The following is a 19,543-nucleotide window of genomic DNA, read 5'->3' as shown; positions in this document are numbered from 1 at the left end:
AGACCATGACTGATACTGCCCTGACCCTTGCCCACGACCGCCTGCTGCGCCCCGGCGGCCTGGATACCGCTGGCCTGGAGCGCGCCTTCGGCCAGCTGCTCGGCCCCGGCGTGGACTTCGGCGACCTGTACTTCCAGCACGCCCGGCGCGAGAGCTGGAGCGTGGAAGACGGCATCGTCAAGGACGGCGCCCATTCCATCGAACAGGGCGTGGGCGTGCGCGCCATTGCCGGGGAAAAGACCGGCTTCGCCTATTCCGACGATATCCATGCCGATGCACTGCTGACCGCGGCACAGTCGGCGCGCGCGATTTCCCGCGAGGGCGGCGCACAGCAGGGCCGTTCGCTGCTGCGCGGCAACGCCCGCGCGCTGTACCCCACGCTGGACCCGATCGACAGCCTGGGCAATGAAGCCAAGGTGGACGTGCTCAAGCGCCTGGATGGCTACCTGCGCGCGGCCGACCCGCGGGTGAAGCAGGTGATGGTCAGCCTGTCCGGCGGCGTGGACACCGTGCTGGTGGCCCGCACCGACGGCGTGCTGGGCGCCGACGTGCGCCCGCTGGTGCGCCTGAACGTGCAGGTGATCGTGGAACAGAACGGTCGCCGCGAATCCGGTTATGCCGGTGGCGGCGGCCGCTATGGCTACGCCGAACTGTTCGCCGATGGCCGCCCCGAAGCCTTCGCCCGCGAAGCGCTGCGCCAGGCGCTGGTGAACCTGGAAGCGGTGCCGGCCCCAGCCGGAGTGATGCCGGTGGTGCTGGGCCCGGGCTGGCCCGGCGTGCTGCTGCACGAGGCGGTGGGCCATGGCCTGGAAGGTGATTTCAACCGCAAGGGCACCAGCGTGTATGCCGGCCGCATCGGCGAACGCGTGGCCGCGCCGGGCGTGACCATCGTTGACGACGGTACCCTGGACGGGCGCCGCGGTTCGCTGAACATCGACGACGAAGGCCACCCCAGCCAGTGCACCACGCTGATCGAGGACGGCATCCTGGTGGGCTACATGCAGGATGCGCTGAACGCGCGCCTGATGGGCATGGCCCCGACTGGCAACGGTCGCCGCGAATCGTTCGCGCACCTGACCATGCCGCGCATGACCAACACCTACATGCGTGCAGGCCAGCACGACCCGCAGGAAATGATCCGTTCGGTGAAGAAGGGCCTGTATGCGGTCAACTTCGGCGGCGGCCAGGTGGACATCACCAGCGGCAAGTACGTCTTCTCGGCCACCGAGGCCTACCTGATCGAAGATGGCCGCATCACCGCACCGGTGAAGGGTGCCACGCTGATCGGCAACGGCCCGGAAACCATGCAGAAGGTGCGCATGGTCGGCAACGACCTGGCCCTGGACGAGGGCGTGGGCATCTGTGGCAAGGATGGCCAGAGCGTGCCGGTCGGTGTCGGCCAGCCCTCGCTGCTGATCGACGGCCTGACCGTGGGCGGTACCCAGGCCTGAGCGCGGCGATGGCCAGCGCCCATGCCCGGACCGGCGGGGACTCAGTCCTCGTCGGCTTCGTCGGTGCCGACGTCGTCGGCCTCGTCGGCCGCGGCCTTCAGGCCCAGCGCCGCCGGCAGCATCAGCGCGCGCAGCACCTGGAAAATCTCGCGGTAGGCGCGCGGCGGCTTGTTCTTGGCCTTTTCGGCCTGGGCGTTGCGCACCAGCGTGCGCAGCTGCTGGCGGTCGGCCTGCGGGTAGTCGTCCAGCAGGGCGGCCAGCGCCTTGTCGCCCTCGGCCAGCAGGCGCTCGCGCCAGTCTTCGGCGCGGTGCATCATCGCCACTTCGCGGCGGCCGGTTTCACTGTTGGCGTCCAGCGCATCGCGGATCGCGTCCAGCGTGGCCTCGTCCTCGCGACGCATGTGCTTGGCCAGGAACGCCAGCTGTCGCTTGTGGGCGATGTGGGCAGTAATGCGCTTGCACTCGGCGATGTGCGGCAGCAGGTCCTCCGGGATCGGCAGGCGCGCCAGCTGGGCCGGGGTCAGCGACACCAGCTTCTCGCCCAGGGCCAGCACGTCAAGTGCATCGCGCCGGTTCTGGCTGCGGCTCTTGTCGTGGAATTCACCGGTTTCTTCGTCGCGTCCGCGCATCGTTCCTACCTGATCTCAAAAAAAGTCGCCCGGCGTGATGCCGGGCCCAACCTGTACAGGATAAAGCATTGAACGTGATCGCCCCTGAAGTCGCCACCGGCGACGACAGCCTGGCCCGGCTGGAACGGCTGGCCGACCTATCCCAGCAGCTGATCGACCGCGCCCGCGCGCTGGGCGCCAGCCAGACCGAGGTGAGCTGCAGCGAGGACCGCGGGCTGGAGGTCAATGTCCGCCTTGGCGAGGTGGAGACCGTGCAGTCCACCCGCGACCGCGGCATTGCCGTGACCGTTTACTTCGGTCAGCGCAAGGGCAGTGCCAGCACCGCCGACCTGAACGAAGCGAGCCTGCAGGCCACGGTCGAGCAGGCCTGCGCCATCGCCCGCCATACCGAGGACGACCCGGCCGCCGGCCTGGCCGACGCGGCGCTGATGGCCCGCGATTTCCCCGATCTGGACAGCTGGCACCCGTGGGCGCTGCAGGCTGACCAGGCGGTGGACCTGGCCCTGGCCTGCGAGGCCGCCGGCCGCCAGGCCGATGCGCAGATCCGCAATTCCGACGGCGCCTCGGTGTCGAGCATGCAGAGCGTGTCGGTGTACGCCAACTCGCATGGCTTCATCGGTCGCGAGCGCGGCACCCACCATTCGATCGGCTGCGCGCTGATTGCCGGCACCGGCGATGGCATGCAGCGGGACGGCTGGTACACCGGCGCGCTGGCCCGCGAAGATCTGGAAGACCCGGCCCACGTGGGCCGTCGCGCTGCCGAGCGCACCGTGGCCCGGCTGCAGCCGCGCTCGCTGCCCACCGGCAGCCTGCCGGTGCTGTTTGCCCCGGAAGTGGCGCGCAGCCTGGTCGGCCACCTGCTCTCGGCCGTGTCCGGTGGTGCCCTGTACCGCCAGGCCAGCTTCCTGCTGGACAGCGTGGGCCAGCGCCTGTTCCCCGAGTGGATGCAGATCGAAGAGCTGCCGCACCTGCGTCGCGGCCTGCGTTCGGCCGCCTTCGATGGCGATGGCGTGGCCACCCGCGCCTCGGCCCTGGTGACCGACGGCGTGCTGCAGCGCTACGTGCTGGGCAGCTATTCGGCGCGCAAGCTGGGCCTGCAGACCACCGCCAATGCCGGCGGCGTGCACAACCTGCAGCTGGCCGCCAATGCCGGCTCCCTGCACGAGATCGCCCGGCAGATGGGCAATGGCCTGCTGGTGACCGAACTGATGGGGCAGGGGGTGAACGGGGTGACCGGTGACTACTCGCGCGGTGCCGGTGGCTTCCGGGTCGAGAACGGCGAGATCCAGTTCCCGGTCGATGGCATCACCATTGCCGGCAACCTGCGCGACATGTTCGCCAGCATCGAAGCGGTGGGCAGCGATGTCGACCCGCGCTCGCACATCCGCACCGGCTCGATCCTGGTGGGGCGGATGACGATCGCCGGTAATGATTGATGGCGTTGATGGCGTAAGCTATGCGCGCCTGACGCGACCGGCCCGCAGCTGGTCGCGCATGACCACCCAAAAAAAAGGAGTTTTGTCGTGAGCGATTTCGATAACGTCCCGGCGGCCGGCAACGCGCCGTCCGACCAGCGCACCATGGCGCTGGCCGCGCACCTGCTGGGCATCTTCACCGGTTTCATCGGTGCCCTGATCATCTGGCTGATCAACAAGGACGACGCAGGCAAGTCCTTCGTCACCGACCAGGCCAAGGAAGCGCTGAACTTCCAGATCACCATCGCCATCGCGATGTTCATCTGCATCATCCTGACCTTCGTGATCATCGGCGCCATCCTGGCCCCGATCGTCGGCCTGCTCAGCCTGGTCTTCAGCATCATCGCTGCGGTCAAGGCCAATAACGGCGAGCTGTACCGCTACCCGTTCGCGCTGCGCCTGATCAAGTAAGCTGCAACGATCCATCGCGCACAAAGAAGCGCCCGGCAATGCCGGGCGTTTCCATTTGGGGCGCGAAGGTAGCGCCGGGCCACGCCCGGCGAGCGTACAGCGCGATCAATGATCGCGTTCCACCGCCAGCGTGGCCAGCGCACGCAGCGCGTCGGCTTCTTCGTGGTAACCGGCCAGTGCCGCCTGCATGCGCGCGGCCAGGTCGCGCAGGTGCGCCTTGGCCCCGTCCATGCCCAGCAGCGCCGGGAAGGTGCTCTTGTCCTGGGCCTGGTCCTTGCCGGCGGTCTTGCCCAACTGCTCGGAACTGGCCTCGACATCAAGGATGTCATCGCGCACCTGGAAGGCCAGGCCCAGCGCATCGGCGAAGCCGTCCAGCTGCGCCAGCACCGGCGCCGGTGCCTGGCCACACAGCGCGCCCATGCGTACCGCCGCGCGGATCAGCGCACCGGTCTTCAGCGCGTGCATGCGGGTGAGCGCGGCCAGCGACTGCTGCTGGCCAGTGGCGTCGATATCCAATGCCTGGCCGCCGCACATGCCGGCCGCGCCGGAGGCGTGGGCCAGGGTCTGCAGGCAGGCCACGCGCAGGCTGGCCGGCAGCGCGGCATCGGCCAGCAGGCCGAAGGCGCGGGTCTGCAGGGCATCGCCGGCCAGGATCGCGGTAGCTTCGTCGAATGCGATGTGCGTGGTCGGCTTGCCGCGGCGCAGGGCGTCATCGTCCATCGCCGGCAGGTCATCGTGTACCAGCGAATAGGCGTGGATCAGCTCCACGGCCATCGCGGCCGCATCCAGTTGCTCCAGCGGCGCGCCGAACAGGCGGCCACTGGCGTAGACCAGCAGCGGGCGCATGCGCTTGCCGCCGCCCAGCACCGAATAGCGCATGGCTTGGTGCAGACGCTGCGGCGCATCGGCCGGCGAGGGCAGGGCGGCGTCAAGCTGGCTTTCAATACGGTCGCGCCAGTGCGCGAACAGCGCCTCAACCGTCATGGCTGGGCGGGTCGAACGGTTCGGCGGTGTCTGGCTGGGCCGGATCGCTGAGCAGGCGTACGCGCAGTTCGGCCTGCTCCAGCGCCTGCTGGCACTGGCGGTACAGACCCACGCCACGTTCGTAAGCACTGAGCGAGGCTTCCAGACTGAGCTCGCCGGTTTCCATCTGCTCCACCAGCTGTTCCAGCGATTCGAGCGACTGCTCGAACTGGGCGACCGGGGAGACGTTTTCGGGGGACTTCTTGGCCATGCGACAAGTGTGGACGGCAGCCGCGCGGGGGTCAATTCACCAGCCGCCGGGGCGCCACTGCAACTGCGCGTCGTGGGCCTGCAGCCACGCCTGCAGGGGGGCGGAAACCACCACGTCGGCGGCGGCCAGCAACTGCTCGCCGTCGAACAGCAACGGCAGCTGCGCGCGCCGCCAGGGCGCCAGGTGCTCACGCTGCAGGCAGTCCTTCAGCGCGTGTGAATGGGTGCGGCCGGGCAGCAGGATGCGCTCGCCGCCCTGCCGTGCGCGTACCTGCAGTGGCTGGGAAAAGGCCTCGCAGCCCATCAGGCGCAGTTGCCCGCCGTCGGGCAGCAGCAGCGGCGCGCGGCCATCCCAGGTGACCTGCCAGTCGGTCGGCAGCGTGGGCAGCACGGCCGGCAGCAGATAGGCATGTCCTCGCCATTGCTGGATCGCGTGGTCCTGCCAGCGCACCTGCGCCTGCCGATCACTGGGCGCTGCCAGCAGTTCCTGCTGCAGCTGCTGCAGCACCGTGGCCGGCAGCGGTGCGGCGCCGTGCGCGCGCACCCAGGCACGCAGCACGCGTGCGCCGCGCGCAGGCGACACCTGGCGCAGCAGCTCCAGCGACAGCACGCGCGGTGCCACTTCCAGGTGCGCGATCAGTTCGGCATCTTCTTCGTCCAGCATCACGCGGGTCTGCGCGCAGTGGTCGGCGCTGCCGGCCAGCGCCGCGGCTGCGTGCGGCCAGCGTTGGCGCAGCAGCGGCAGCACCTGCAGGCGCAGGAAATTACGGTCGGCGTGGTCGTGGTCGTTGCTGGGGTCTTCGATCCAGCGCAGGGCATGCTGCTGCGCGTAGTCGTGCAGCGCGCTGCGCGCGGTGTGCAGCAGGGGCCGCCACAGGCGGTGGCCGTGCAAAAAGCTGTCGGCCGCGATCGCCGCCAGGCCATCGATGCCGGAGCCGCGCAGTGCGCGCAGCAGAAACGTTTCGGCCTGATCATCCTGATGGTGGGCCAGGGCGAGGTTTTCGCCCGGCCGCAGTTCGGCGCCGAAGGCGGCGCGCCGGGCCTGGCGCGCGGCACCTTCCAGCCCCAGGCCGTCGGCCGTAGCGACCTGTACGCGATGCACAGCCAGGTCGATGCCCAGGGCATCGCAGTGCTGCTGGCAGTGCCTGACCCAGGCATCGGCATCGGCCTGCAGGCCGTGGTGGACGTGCACCGCGCGCAGCGGCGTGGCGCTGGCCTGCGCGCAGCGCCACAGCCAATGCAGCAGCACGGTCGAATCCAGCCCGCCGCTGTAACCGACCAGCAGCGGTGCATCCAACGGGACAGGGGCAGGGAAGTGGCTCACGGCGGCAAGTATAGGGTGGGGGGCTGGCAGGGCTGCGCCCTGCACCTGCTCAATGCAACGTCAACGTCAACGTCAACGTCAAAAGCCGGGTTTCCGTGGGATGGCGGGGTGGGTCCGGTTGCGGGGGACGCCGTGAATCCGTCCGTGGAGGCTTGGCCGCGGCATCCATGCCGCGGACACCCCCGCAACCGGACCCACCCCGCCTTCGACAGTTTTCCGCGATCTTCCGGAACGGCGTTCCGCTCTGGTAGGTGTCGACCTTGGTCGACACAGTAGATCCACGCCATGCGTGGATGAAATTGTCAGATATCGAAGAATGTGGGGTCAGAGCCCGTTGCGCAGCAACGGGATCCGACCCCATGCCATCTGTCGGAACAGCGTTCTGCTCTGGTAGGTGTCGACCTGGGTCGACACAGTAGATCCACGCCATGCGTGGATGAAATTGTCAGATATCCAAAAGAATTCTGGGGTCAGAGCCCGTTGCGCAGCAACGGGATCCGACCCCATGCCATGCTCTGGTGGGTGTCGACCTTGGTCGACACAGTAGATCCACGCCATGCGTGGATGAATCTGTCAGATATCCAAAAGAATTCTGGGGTCAGAGCCCGTTGCGCAGCAACGGGATCCGACCCCATGCCATCTGTCGGAACAGCGTTCTGCTCTGGTAGGTGTCGACCTCGGTCGACACAGTAGATCCACGCCATGCGTGGATGAATCTGTCAGATATCCAAAGAAATTCTGGGGTCAGAGCCCGTTGCGCAGCAACGGGATCCGACCCCATGCCATTCCGACGGGTCGCGGGAATCTGTCAGAGGTGGGGCGGTGTCGGATTGCGGGGTGTCAGCCGCATGGATGCGGCTGCCAAGCCTACACGGACGTACTTGCGGCGTCCCCGCAATCCGACACCGCCCCGCCATCCCACGGAATGCCGCTTTTGACGTTGACGTTGACGTTGACGTTGCATTGAGCAGGTGCAGGGCGCAGCCCTGCCGAAAACCCTACTTCAGCCGACGGCCGCTGCGGTCGATGCGGAACCAGTCGCCGCCTTCCATCGGGGTGTGCCCGTCAGCAGCGGGCGTGCCGCGCCGGCAGCCGTTGCAGACTTCGGCCACGCCGTCCTGGAACGGCCAGGCAAAATCGAAGGTCGGTTCGATCACTTGCCGCAACGTTACGTCGAAGTAACCGATGCGCTCACCCACGCGGCCACGCAGCAGACCTTCCTGCAGCGTGTCCGGGCCGTTGTCCCAGGTGATGACCGCCAGGCTGCGACCAGTGCGCTCCACGTAATGGAAACTGCCGCCGGCATGAACTACCGCCAGCCCCTGCGCGTCGTAAGGCAGGGCGGCCAGCGCAGTGGCGTCCAGCCGCGGCTGACCTTTGGCCACGGTGCAGCCGGGCAGTGCCACCAGCCCTTCGCTTTCAGTCAGCAGTTGGCACGCAGGCGGCTGTGCCTGCGCACCGGCACTGGCCAGCACGCCCAGCAGGGCCAGCCACCGCGCAACGCGGCGACCGGCCCAAACGGCATGGGCTGGCTGCGGCCTCACTTGGCCTCGGCCTTGCGCTCGAAGGCGTTCGGCGCCGGCAGCTGCACCGGCACGCCCTGCGCATCGCAGGTGCCGGCCTGGCACAGGCGTGCGCGCAGCGCAGGGGCCGCCTGCACGATCATGTGGTAGATCGCGTTCTGCTCCAGCGTGCCGCGGATCGCCTGGCTGCCCGGGCCACGGGCCCAGATGCCCACGTCTTCGCCGCCGTGCGATTCGGACTTCATCGGCACCAGCGCTTCCTGCATGTAATCGGGGTGCTCGGTGTCCACCGCGTGCAGGTCGGGGCGGCCCTTGGCCTGCTCGAATGTGCTGGGGTTGTGCGGGTAGCGCTTCGGTCCGGCCGGCTGCTGGTTGGTGGCGCCGGTGTGGCCGGGGCCGTTGGCGTAGCTCAGCGTGGTGTAGGGCTGGCCATTGCCGTCCAGGGCGTTGTCCAGCTTGCCGGCACCGTCTTCGCCGCCCTTGTCCTTCACCTTGCCCAGGATCGGGTTGCCACGCGCCGGATAGCCGACGAAGTTGAGGGTGTGCGAGTGGTCGGCGGTGACGATGATCAGCGTGTCATCGGCCGAGGTCAGTTCGTTGGCCACGCGCACGGCATCGGACAACGCAACGGTTTCGGTCAGCGCGCGGTAGGCGTTGCCACTGTGGTTGGCATGGTCGATGCGCGCGCCTTCGATCATCAGCACGTAGCCTTCCTTGTGCTGGGCCAGGTTCTTGATCGCCGCGGCGGTCAGTTCGGCCAGGCTCGGCTCGCCGGACGGATCCTGCGGGCGTTCATACTCGTAACGCATGTGGTCCGGCTCGAACAGACCGAGCAGGGCGGGGGCGTTGGCGGCGGCGGCCAGCTGCTTGCTGTTCCACACGTACGCACCCTGCGGATGCGCCTGCTGCCATTCCTGCACCAGGCTGCGGCCGTCCAGGCGCTGGCCGACCTTGTCGTCATACTCGGGGTCGCGCTCTTCCACGGTGGTGAACTCGCCACGACCGCCGCCCAGGGCGACCAGCGGACCGCGCCCATAGCGCGAGGTGGACAGCAACTGCTGGGCGATGTCCTGGCAGCCGGCGGCCTTGGCTTCCTCGGTCAGGTCGGTGTCGTTTTCCCAGTTGCGCTCGGGCGAATGGGCATAGGTGGCGGCCGGGGTGGCGTGGGTCAGGCGCGCGGTTGAAACGATGCCGGTGGCCAGGCCGGCGCTGTCGGCCAGCTGCAGCCAGGTCAGCAGGCCCTTGGACAGGCTGTCGGCGCAGTCGGTGCGGCTGCCAGCGCTGACGCCGATGGCGCCCATGTGGGTCTTCACGCCGGTGGTGATGGCGGTCATGGTGCCGGCCGAATCCGGCGTCTGCGAATCGGTGTTGTAGGTCTTGCTGAACGCCGTGGCCGGGAAGCGCTCCCAGGACAGCAGGTTCTCTTCGCCGGCGCTGCCCTTGCGCTGGCCTTCATAGATGCGCGCGGCGGCCACGGTGGTCAGGCTCATGCCATCGCCCAGGAACAGGATGACGTTCTTGGCCTTGCCGGCCATCGCGCCGTTGGCTGCGGCCTGTGCGGCGCCACTGCGGTACCACCACTGCGGGGTTTCGCCGGCCGGATGGGCGACCGGATCGACGGCGACCTTCAGGCCGGCCGGGGCATTGGCGGGGGCGGTGCTGGCGCAGGCGCCCAGCAGCAGGGTGGTGGCGCAGGCGGCCAACAGGGAGACGGAACGACGCATGGACGCTGGGATCTCACAAACTGTAACGGGACGTTCATTATGCCCGGCCCAGCAAGGCACGCCGATGACACACTGATTTGCCGGTGCGGCGGTCGTTCCCGCGGCGGGCTTGGGCTATCGTGGAACCATCCCTTCCTTCCCCTCTGGATTGCCTATGAAGCTGGTCTCTGCCTGGCTGCGGATTCCATTCTGGCAGCGCGTGGTCGGTGGCTTCGTGCTCGGCGCGCTGGCCGGCTGGGCGCTGGGCCCGGCCGCGGAAACGTGGTTCGGCCCGCTCGGCGAACTGTACGTCACCCTGATCAAGATGATCGCGGTGCCGCTGGTGTTCTTCGCGGTCATCAACGCGATCTCGTCGCTGCATGGCCAGAAATCGGTCGCCGCGCTCAGTGGCCGCACCTTCCTGTGGTTCGTGATCACCGCGGCTTTGGCCGTGTGCGTGGGCCTGGGCGTGGGCACGGTGCTGCAGCCCGGTGCCGGTGGCCTGCAACTGTCGATGGCCAGCAACTACGTGCCGCGCGAAGTGCCCAGCGTGGTGCAGGTGCTGCTGGACGTGGTGCCGTCCAACGTGTTCTACGCGTTGTCGGGCATCGGCACCAAGGTCAACGCGGCCGGCGAGACCGTGCTGGCGGCCGGTCGCGGTTCGATCCTGCCGGTCATCTTCTTCGCCGGCCTGGTGGGCTTTGCCATCGTCAAGCTGGGCGAGAAGGTGACCGAGGCGCGCAAGCTGGTCGGGCAGATGAGCGACATCATGATCCAGGTGACCCGCTTCGTGCTGGAAGTCACCCCGATCGGTACGTTCGGCCTGATCGCCGGCCTGGTCGGCAGCTACGGCTTCGAGAAGCTGCTGCCGCTGGGCCATTTCGTGCTGGCCCTGTACGTGGCCTGCGCGCTGCACATCGTGGTGGTCTACAGCGCGCTGCTGCTGTCGCACGGCCTGAACCCGCTGAAGTTCTTCCGCGGCGCGGCGCCGGGCATGCAGGTGGCCTTCGTCAGTTCGTCCAGCTTCGCGGCGATGCCGGTGGCGCTGCGCTCGATCACCCACAACCTGGGGGTGAACAAGGACTACGGCTCGTTCGCCGTTCCGCTGGGCGCCAGCATCAAGATGGACGGCTGCGGTGCGATCTACCCGGCGCTGTGCGCGGTGTTCATTGCCCAGTACAGCGGCGTGCCGCTTACCCCGGAACAGTACGTGGTGGTGCTGATCGCTTCGGTGCTGGGCAGCTTCGGTACCGCCGGCGTTCCGGGTACCGCGGTGATCATGGCCACCGTGGTGCTGAGCGCGGCCAACCTGCCGCTGGAAACCATCGGCTACCTGTATGCCATCGATCGCATCCTGGACATGATGCGCACGATGACGAATGTGACGGGGCAGATGCTGGTGCCGGTGCTGGTGGCCAAGGAAACCGGGCTGCTGGACCAGAGCGTCTACGACAACCCCAGCACGAATGTCGGTATCGACGATCCCGACCCGACCCCGCCGCGCAGCTGAAGCGGGGCTGCAACGGGCTGTATCAGCCCCTGTAACAGGACTGATACAGCCCCCGCGCAGCCCGTGAATCCTGCGTTTCGCGCGCGTTAAGCCCAACGAAATCCCAACGCGGCTGTAACACCGCGGCATCAACCGGCGCCCTTGCGGGCACGCGCAGGCCTTGTGCAACGGGCCTGCGGAAGTTGGCACGGAAACTGCTCCCTCCCTGCGCATACGCAACGGGAGAGCGGCATGGACGGCAGCAGCATCCTCATTGGTAGCCCGGTCCGGCAGATGGCACTGCTGCTGGCCCTGGCCTGCCCGCTGGCCGCCGCCGCTTCCGGTGCGCGCCAGGGCGTCAAGGCGCAGCCTGGCGAAATCGTGCTGCTGCGCGATGTGTCCACGCGCCCGGCCTACCGCATGGCCCCGCCCGGCGTGGCGTTGATCGCCGACCCCAAGCCACAGCGCGAGATCGCCGGTGCACTCGGCAGCAGCGGCGCGCACGGTGGCATGGATGAACTCAGCGACGATGACTACGCCGGGCTGGGCGCTGGGCAGACCCAGCAGCTGGCCGCGCCCGGTGGCACCACGGTGGAACGGGTGACCCACCAGGCGCTGGGGGGCACGCTCGGGCGTTCCGGCGACAGCATGATGAGCGGCAGCAACCTGAGTGGGGCGATGAGCGGCCCGCTGGGTGCGGTGGGCAACACCACCCGCGGCATCGGCGATACGGTGCGCGGCGCGCTGTCGCAGTTCCCGCTGGGCGCACCGGCGCCGGGCGGTGGCAAATGATGCGTCGCACGCGGGGCCTGCTGCTGGTGGTGGTGCTGCTGCCGGCCACCGCGCTGGCCGACGACTACAGCGGCATGCTGGCCTACCTGGATATCGCCCGCATCGACGGCCGCGCCCTGGCCGGGGCCAGCGGCGCCATCGCGGTGAACCAGGCCGCGGGCGATCTGAACATCCAGGCCAATCTGCAGGGCATGGCCAGCGGCGACCAGGCCAACGTGGCCGTGGCCGCACGCCAGCAGCGCGGCGGCAACGTGGTGCTGTCGGCACCGTTGCAGGCCAGCGCACATATCGCCGGGGAAGCATTGGCCGGCGCCAGTGGTATCGCATCGATCAACCAGGCCAGCGGCATCGCCAACACGACGCTCAACGTCGTCAGCGCGACGCTGGCCCGGCAAGGGATACGCGAATCCGATGACGCGGCATTGGCCGCAGCGGATATCGCGTCAGCAGGGGGGCAGGGCGACACCGGTGACGGTGTTGCGGCGGGTATCCGCAGTGTCGGCGTCGCTTCGACGGCACTGCGGGGCTTCGACGGTGTCCTGCAACTCAATCAGATCGCGGGAGCGCGCAATGACACGGCCAACGTGCTGACCATGGCCGTGCAGGGCAACCCGTGAGCAACAACCACCCGATGTATCACCTGATGAGAGAGAGGGCACCATGAACGCGAACCTGAAAAGGACCGTGCTTGCGATGGCGATTGCCACGGCCTCCACTGCGGCTGCGGCCAACGGCTGGGACAACCAGAACGCCAACGCCAACATCAACCACAACCATGTCGTGACCGAAACCCGCAACGACACCCACAACCACACCGACAACGAGGTCCGCAACTGGACCCGTACCAGTACCACGGTACGCAGCAACACCGACAGCTCCAACATCACCCGCAACCGCACGGTGAACGAGCAGGTACAGAAGAACAGCAACATCCAGGCCGACGAGCGCAAGGAAAAGAACAACCACGGCGTCGACGTGAACCTGGAAAAGGACCTGCGCCTGAGCTCGGACATCAGCTTCTCGGGTGACCCGGAAGTGACCGGCACGATCGACCTGGATTCGGCCGCCATCGCGGTCATCGACAACCGCCAGTCGATCAGCAACAACCTGGGCTCCAACAGCCTGGTCACCAACAGCGCGTCCATTGCCGATGACGTCGGCGCCGGTGCGTCGGGCAACCTCGGCTTCAACGTGGTGGCCGGTGACAACAACGCGCAGGACAACGCGGCCTCGCTGTCGGCGGCCGACGCATCCTTCAGCTTCGGCATGGCCGATGCGGAAGTCTTCGTCAACCAGGCCGGCTTCAACAACACCACCATGAACTCGGGCGTGACCAACGCCGCCAGCCTCGGTGGCAATGCCTTCGGTGGTGCGTCGGGCAACATTGGCGTGAACATCGCTTCGGGCAACAACAACGAGCAGAAGAACGCGCTCGCTGCTTCGGTGGCCACCAGTGCCATGGCCCAGTCCAGCATCAGCTCCAACCAGGTGTCCAGCGGCAACGCGGTATCCAACGCTGGCTATGTGCAGTCCTACACCGACACCGTGGAAGTGGGCATGAGCGGTGGCGTGGGCGGCCTGACCCTGGCCTACGGCGCCGGCACCTACAGCGGCCGTGGCAACGCTTACCAGATGGCGAACTACTACCTCGACAGCTGGGATGGCGACCTGCCGCATCCGGACGGCAACAGCACCGGGCACATCGATCTGGACAACGAGATCCAGAACGCAACGATGAACCCGTACCGTCAGGGCGTGGGTGGCCTGGGCTTCGACACGCGTGAAAGCGGCACCAGCCAGTTCGTCGAACTGGGCATTGCCGACCTGTACGCCAGCCTGAGCGGCACCGTCACCACGACCCGTTGGGTGAACGTCAACGCCACCAACACCTCGGCGCTGTCCGGCAGTGCCTTCTCCGGGGCGTCGGGCAACATCGGCGTGAACGTGGCGTCCGGCACCGGCAACCTGCAGGCCAACAGCCTGGCCCTGGCCGTGGCCCAGCCCAGCACCGGCGGTGGCGGCGGTACCGGTGGCGGCGAGTAACACCGCGCGTGACCGCTTTCGCAGCTGACCTGCGTTGAGCGCAACAAGCCCGGCCGTCCGCCAATGGCCGGGTTCCCCGGGAGCCCCTGTCCCTCCTCCCCCTTGGGGCAGGGGCTCCTTCCTTTCCGTGGAGAGCACCATGGCCGGTTCCCGTTGGTGGTTGCGTGTTCTGACCTGCCTGCTGCTGCTGGGCAGCGCCGGTGCCTGGGCGGGGGACGTCGCCTTCAGCGGCGTGCTGCCCAACGGTGCGCTGATGCAGCAGAAGGTGGAAAGCATGCAGGAGCGGCGCTACCGCAACCTGGTGCGGCAACACACCGACTACAGCTGTGGGGCTGCCGCGCTGGCCACGATCCTGCGCTACGCCTACCACCTGGATACCACCGAAGCCACGGTGATCGAGGGAATGATGGGGGTTTCCGATCCACAACTGGTCAAGGAGCGCGGTTTCTCGCTGCTGGACATCAAGCGCTATGTCGAATCGCTGGGCATGCGCGGCCGCGGCTACCGCATTGATGAAACGCGCCTGCGCACCCTGCGGGTGCCGGGGCTGGTGCTGATGGATGTGCGCGGCTTCCGCCACTTCGTGGTGCTCAAGCAGGTGCGGGGCGGCGTGGTGGAAGTGGCCGACCCGATCCTGGGCAACCGTGCGCTGCCGCTGCCGGAGTTCCTGGAAGCCTGGCCGTCGCGCGCCGTTTTCGTCGTCATCGGCAGCGACTTCGATCGCAATACGGTCCTGCTGCAACCGAGCGAACGGCCCAGTGCACGCGCGCTGTATGCGCGGCAGGGACCGATCACCGATGCCGAGCTGGTCGACTTCGGCTTCAGCCATGCCGACCTGTTCTGAAGGAGGCACGATCATGTTCTACCAACGAGTACTGATTGCTGCGCTGCTGGTACTTCCTGCGTTGCCCGCCTGGGCGGCAGACGGTGCACCGGGGCGCGGCCTGAAGGAAATCCCCGATCCGGAGCTGAACCTGATGCGTGGCCGCTACACCGTGGGCGGCAACAACGTGGCCTGGTTCGGCGTCACCATGATTTCGCAGTGGAAGGGCAATGACGGCGGCGCGGTGCAGGGTGCGCTCACCCTGGGCATGGATTTCCGCCAGGGAAGCACGCCCAAGCTGACCTTCCAGCCCAGCGTGCAGGTCACCGCCGCCGATGCACCGCTGCCCGATACCAGTGGCCGCAGCATCGACAGTACCGGCCTGGCCAATGCCAGTGGCCTGGTGCAGAGCGTGCAGGTGGCGGGCGATGGCAACACCGCGCGCAATGTCACCTCGCTCACCATCCGTGATGGCGCCGTGCCCGTGGCCGGCAGTGACGACGGCACGCGCATCGCCCAGGTGCAGCAGGGTGGCGCCAGCGCCAGTGCGGTGCTGGACGGCAACCAGGCACGCCTGCTGTTGCAGGTCGATGGCCAGGGCATGGTGCAGCAGTGGATCCGCAATGGCAGCGTCGGCCAGGGCATTGCCCTGAGTGGCGACGGCCAGAACGCCAGCAACCGGCTGCAGCTGGAGCTGGTACGCAATTCCGTGGCCGGCAACCTGCCGTTGAGCCAGAACGTGGCCCAGGCAATCGCGCTGAACCGCGGCATGGGCCCGGGCCAGTAAACCGGTCCGGTCAAGGGGGACGAACGTTCAACGCAGGTCACTGACATGCATACCTATTTGCGGCTTACCCCGCTGGCGCTGGCGGCGCTGGCGGCCAACGCCTTCGCCCAGCAGCCGGCGGCCAACGATACGGCCGACGTGCAGGCACTGATCGGCCAACTGGAACAACTGAAAGCCAACTACGCGCAGGAGGTACGGCGCCTGCGCGAACTGGACATGCAGGTGCAGGCCATGCAGGCCCGCCTGAACGGTCGTGCCGGCGCGGCATCCACACCGGCGGCGCCACTGGCCCCGGCGGCCGCAGCCGCAGTACCGCCCAGCAGCGAGGGCTATGCCAGCACCGCCGCCGAAGCGCAGCAGGCCAAGCAGGAAGCGCGACGCAGCGTGGACGATGTGAAGCAGCAGCAGGCGGCGCTGTTCTCGCGCAGGTTCACCCTGGAAAACAGCCTCACCTATGCCCGCTACGACAGGAAGCAGCTCACCCTCAATGGCTTCCTGGCGCTGGATGCAATCTTCCTGGGCAACATCGCCATCGAGAACGTCGAATCCGATTCGCTCACCTACAACCTGGCCGCGCGCTGGGGCGTGAGCCCGAACCTGACCCTGAACGCCGATGTGCCCTACCTGGCCCGGCGCACGGTGTACCAGAAGGGCGGTGCCGGCGGTGCCGCCGCTGCGATCGCGCAGGAAGAGACCAACGGCAATGGCCTGGGCGATGTGAGCGTGAGCGCGAACTACCGGTTGTTCGGTGAACGCGGCTGGCGGCCGGAAACCGTGCTGACCGGCGGGGTGACCGCGCCGACTGGGCGTGCCCCCTACGGGCTGGACTGGAAGGTGATCGAGCGCGACGACGATGACTATATCCGCTTTGCGGTGCCGCGCGAACAACCCACCGGCAATGGCGTGTGGCAGGCCAACCTGGGTGTGTCGATGGTCAAGACCGCCGACCCGGCGATCCTGTTCGCCAATGCCGGTTACATCCATTCGTTCCCGCGTGGTTTCAGCGACATCGACAGCAACCCGGACACCACCAACCCGGGTGACGTGAAGCTGGGCGGATCGGTGTACTTCGGCGCGGGTGTGGCATTTGCCTTCAACGAGCGCACCAGCCTGAGCATTTCCTTCAGCGACAAGATCACCGCGCGCGCCTCGACACGATTCAAGGGCGGGCAATGGGTGAAGGTGATCGGCAGTGATGCCAATGCCGCATCGCTGAACCTGGGCGTGACCTATGCGCTGAACCAGAACACCACGCTGGTCACCCTGCTGGGTATCGGCCTGACCCCCGACGCGCCGGACTTCACCCTGGCGTTCAAGGTGCCGTACATGCTGTAGCGAAGGGCTGACGCCATGCATCGGTAGCGCCGGGCCATGCCCGGCGTTTCTTGTTGTGGTGGCGCTCACGCATGGTAGAGCCGGGCCACGCCCGGCTGCTGTTTTCCGCGACCGCGGAGGGGTGTCACTTTCTTTGCTTGTGCACCGTGCTGCAGGAGCAGCGCGGAACGGCGCAGCCGGCCCGTAGGGTGGCGCACATGGATGTGCGCCATCAAGAAAGTAACCAAAGAAACACACCGCCGTCGGCGAGCCGGCGCTGCGCGCCGGTACCCTGCGCTCCTCGGCCCGTCGAGGGACGGCGCCGAACTCGCTGCGCTCAGACACCGGCGCCTCTTCGCCCTCGCCGGACCTGCGGTGCTCGGCTCGCTTCAAGGCGGATACAAATCAACGTCAACGTCAACGGCAACGTCAACGGCAACGTCAACGGCAACGGCAACGGCAGCCGGGCATCTCGGTAGCGCCGGGCCATGCCCGGCGTTTCGTTTCCGCGACCGCGGAGGGGTGTCACTTTCTTTGCTTGTGCAAAGAAAGTAACCAAAGAAACACACCGCCGTCGGCGAGCCGGCGCTGCGCGCCGGTACCCTGTGCTCCTCGGCCCGTCGAGGGACGGCGCCGAACTCGCTGCGCTCAGACACCGGCGCCTCTTCGCCCTCGCCGGACCTGCGGTGCTCGGCTCGCTTCAAGGCGGATCCAAATCAACGTCAACGTCAACGGCAACGGCAGCCGGGCATCTCGGTAGCGCCGGGCCATGCCCGGCGTTTCGTTTCCGCGACCGCGGAGGGGTGTCACTTTCTTTGCTTGTGCACCGTGCTGCAGGAGCAGCGCGGAACGGCGCAGCCGGCCCGTAGGGTGGCGCACATGGATGTGCGCCATCAAGAAAGCAACCAAAGAAACACACCGCCGTCGGCGAGCCGGCGCTGCGCGCCGGTACCCTGCGCTCCTGGGCTCGCTTCAAGGCGGATCCAAATCACCGTCAACGGCAACGGCAACGGCAACGGCAGCCGGGCATCAGCGCTCCGGGGGCAGTTCCAGGCGGTGCTTGCGGCACAGCCGGTAGACGGTCACGCGCGATACCTGCATGTGCCGGGCGCAGGCGGAGACGTTGTAGCCGTGCTGGCGCAATGCCTGCAGCAGCAGATCGCGTTCCACCTGGCCACGGGCATCCTGCAGCAGTGCACGGGGTTCGGGCAGTGCGTCGTCGGCAAGTTCGAGGTCGGCGGCGGTGATCAGTTCGCCCTCGGCCACGATGGCCGCGCGCTGCACCCGGTTCAGCAGCTCGCGCACATTGCCGGGCCAGCCGAAACCACGCATTGCTTGTCGGGCGCCGGTGTCGAACCCCCGCGCGCGGCCGGGATGGCGCTGGCGGAAGCCGCGCAGGAAGTGATCGGCCAGCAGCAGCACGTCGCTGCCACGCTCGCGCAGCGGGGGCATCGGCAGGCGCAGCACGTTCAGGCGGTAATACAGGTCGCGGCGGAAGCGGCCCTGGGCCACCGCCTGCTCCAGTTCGACATGGGTGGCGGCCAGCACGCGCACATCCACCCGCAGCGGCTGGTTGCTGCCCACGCGTTCGAGCGTGCCTTCCTGCAGCACGCGCAGCAGGCTGGTCTGCGCATCGCCGGGCAGGTCGCCCACCTCGTCCAGGAACACGGTGCCGCCATGGGCCGATTCGAACAGGCCGATGCGGCGCTGAGCGGCGCCGGTGAACGCGCCGCGCTCATGGCCGAACAGCTCCGACTGCACCAGGTTGGCGGGAATGGCGCCGCAGTTCACCGCCAGGAAGGGCTTGCCGGCCCGGCCAGACAGCGCATGCAGGGCCTGCGCGGCCAGTTCCTTGCCGGTGCCGGTTTCGCCGGTGACCAGGACCGGCAGATCCACCGGCGCGAACTTGTGCAGGGCCGCGCGTACCGCCAGCACGCGCGGGCTGTCACCGATCAGGGCGGGCAGGCCGCCGCCATCGCAGGCGCGCGCCGGGTCGGTCGTGTCACCGTCGGCCTGGCGCTGCATGGTGGACACCATCGCGCCCAGTTCCAGCGGCAGGGTGAACTGGTTCTGGCAGGCCAGCAGTACGTCGGTCCAGGCAGGGGGAGGGCTGTGCACGTCCGCCGGCAGCACCGCCAGCCAGGGCAGGTGCTGGTGCTGCTGCACCCAGGGCAGCAGCGCCTGCAGCGCGTCCAGATCGAGGTGGCGCAGGTCGATCACCGCCACCAGATGGTCGCGACCGCGCAGGCCGACCGCCATCGCCGGCCCGGGCGCCACGCAGCGCAGCTGCCAGCCGGCGGCGGCCAGCGCGCCACGCTCGGATGCCTGCGGCTGTCCGAACCAGATCACGCAACGTGATGGAACTTCCAGGCTTGCTGCCATTCCTTTCCCCCGGCACGCAGACAGCGCGGGCGGGGTCTGGCTGGGTATCCCGGCATGCCGCCCCACGCCGGGTTACGCAGGCCGCGGGCTGGCGGCCGGCCGCGGCCCAACGGACCGTGACATCAAGCACCAACGCACGGGGCGGCGGCCAGCGGCCAGCGGCG

Annotated in this window: 17 protein-coding genes; 10 read left to right on the top strand and 7 right to left on the bottom strand. The window is 68.0% G+C overall.

Going from position 1 to position 19,543, the window contains the following annotated elements; translation table 11 throughout:
• The first annotated feature begins 5 nt into the window (after positions 1-5).
• Positions 6-1,451 carry a metalloprotease TldD gene (gene tldD, locus C1931_RS14300; protein WP_108756826.1) on the top strand — a complete coding sequence of 482 codons (1,446 nt, stop codon included), beginning with the start codon at positions 6-8 and terminating at the stop codon, positions 1,449-1,451.
• Between the two features lie 41 nt (positions 1,452-1,492).
• Here tldD and yjgA read toward each other — a convergent pair whose 3' ends face one another.
• Positions 1,493-2,080 (bottom strand): ribosome biogenesis factor YjgA, encoded by a 588-nt coding sequence (yjgA, locus tag C1931_RS14295; protein ID WP_108756825.1) that lies wholly within the window; start codon positions 2,078-2,080, stop codon positions 1,493-1,495.
• A gap of 68 nt (positions 2,081-2,148) precedes the next feature.
• Here yjgA and pmbA point away from each other — a divergent pair, with 68 nt between their 5' ends.
• Together pmbA and C1931_RS14285 are read left to right on the top strand one after the other, a co-directional pair.
• Positions 2,149-3,516, top strand: a complete 1,368-nt coding sequence (gene pmbA, locus C1931_RS14290) for a metalloprotease PmbA (RefSeq protein ID WP_108756824.1) — start codon at positions 2,149-2,151, stop codon at positions 3,514-3,516.
• 87 nt (positions 3,517-3,603) lie between these two features.
• Complete coding sequence (locus C1931_RS14285) at positions 3,604-3,966, top strand: DUF4870 domain-containing protein (protein WP_108750636.1); 363 nt, start codon at positions 3,604-3,606, stop codon at positions 3,964-3,966.
• Positions 3,967-4,071: 105 nt separating this feature from the next.
• Here the strand turns inward: C1931_RS14285 and C1931_RS14280 are convergent, their stop codons facing one another.
• The 5 genes from C1931_RS14280 to C1931_RS14260 all read right to left on the bottom strand — a co-directional run bounded on the left by C1931_RS14280 (position 4,072) and on the right by C1931_RS14260 (position 9,770).
• Complete coding sequence (locus C1931_RS14280; protein ID WP_108756823.1) at positions 4,072-4,950, bottom strand: farnesyl diphosphate synthase; 879 nt, start codon at positions 4,948-4,950, stop codon at positions 4,072-4,074.
• Positions 4,940-5,200, bottom strand: a complete 261-nt coding sequence (locus C1931_RS14275; protein WP_108753741.1) for an exodeoxyribonuclease VII small subunit — start codon at positions 5,198-5,200, stop codon at positions 4,940-4,942. Before C1931_RS14275 ends, C1931_RS14280 begins: the two co-directional genes overlap by 11 nt.
• A gap of 36 nt (positions 5,201-5,236) precedes the next feature.
• The gene (gene tilS / locus C1931_RS14270; RefSeq protein WP_234412826.1) at positions 5,237-6,523 is read right to left on the bottom strand and encodes a tRNA lysidine(34) synthetase TilS; all 1,287 of its coding nucleotides are present in this window, start codon (positions 6,521-6,523) and stop codon (positions 5,237-5,239) included.
• Positions 6,524-7,521: 998 nt separating this feature from the next.
• Entirely contained in the window at positions 7,522-8,067 is a 546-nt protein-coding gene (locus tag C1931_RS14265) for a WG repeat-containing protein (protein ID WP_108756821.1), read from the bottom strand.
• Positions 8,064-9,770, bottom strand: a complete 1,707-nt coding sequence (locus tag C1931_RS14260; protein ID WP_108756820.1) for an alkaline phosphatase — start codon at positions 9,768-9,770, stop codon at positions 8,064-8,066. The genes C1931_RS14265 and C1931_RS14260 overlap by 4 nt, the downstream gene beginning before the upstream one ends.
• A 154-nt stretch (positions 9,771-9,924) precedes the next feature.
• On the opposite strand from C1931_RS14260, the gene C1931_RS14255 reads away from it, so the two are divergent.
• The 7 genes from C1931_RS14255 (at position 9,925) to C1931_RS14225 (ending at position 17,018) form a co-directional block, all read left to right on the top strand.
• Positions 9,925-11,259: a dicarboxylate/amino acid:cation symporter gene (locus tag C1931_RS14255; RefSeq protein WP_108756819.1), complete on the top strand. Its 1,335-nt coding sequence runs from the start codon at positions 9,925-9,927 to the stop codon at positions 11,257-11,259.
• Between the two features lie 273 nt (positions 11,260-11,532).
• Positions 11,533-12,030, top strand: coding sequence for a hypothetical protein (locus C1931_RS14250; RefSeq protein WP_234412145.1), 498 nt, complete (start codon positions 11,533-11,535; stop codon positions 12,028-12,030).
• On the top strand, positions 12,030-12,647 hold the full coding sequence (locus C1931_RS14245) for a hypothetical protein (protein WP_108754850.1): 618 nt from the start codon (positions 12,030-12,032) through the stop codon (positions 12,645-12,647). Before C1931_RS14250 ends, C1931_RS14245 begins: the two co-directional genes overlap by 1 nt.
• A gap of 43 nt (positions 12,648-12,690) precedes the next feature.
• On the top strand, positions 12,691-14,073 hold the full coding sequence (locus C1931_RS14240) for an adhesin (protein WP_108750276.1): 1,383 nt from the start codon (positions 12,691-12,693) through the stop codon (positions 14,071-14,073).
• A 139-nt stretch (positions 14,074-14,212) separates the two neighbouring features.
• Positions 14,213-14,917, top strand: a complete 705-nt coding sequence (locus tag C1931_RS14235) for a C39 family peptidase (RefSeq protein ID WP_108750275.1) — start codon at positions 14,213-14,215, stop codon at positions 14,915-14,917.
• A 13-nt stretch (positions 14,918-14,930) separates the two neighbouring features.
• A complete protein-coding gene (locus C1931_RS14230; protein ID WP_108756817.1) occupies positions 14,931-15,683 on the top strand; it encodes a hypothetical protein in 753 nt (250 codons plus the stop codon).
• 45 nt (positions 15,684-15,728) lie between these two features.
• Entirely contained in the window at positions 15,729-17,018 is a 1,290-nt protein-coding gene (locus C1931_RS14225; protein WP_108750273.1) for a transporter, read from the top strand.
• 1,008 nt (positions 17,019-18,026) lie between these two features.
• Here the strand turns inward: C1931_RS14225 and C1931_RS14220 are convergent.
• Entirely contained in the window at positions 18,027-19,379 is a 1,353-nt protein-coding gene (locus C1931_RS14220) for a sigma-54 dependent transcriptional regulator (protein ID WP_108756816.1), read from the bottom strand.
• Positions 19,380-19,543: the final 164 nt, after the last annotated feature.

The organism is Stenotrophomonas sp. YAU14A_MKIMI4_1 (genome assembly GCF_003086855.1).
Lineage (GTDB): Bacteria > Pseudomonadota > Gammaproteobacteria > Xanthomonadales > Xanthomonadaceae > Stenotrophomonas.
The sequence above is the reverse complement of the archived record's forward strand: the minus strand, read 5'-3'. Positions and strand labels throughout refer to the sequence as shown.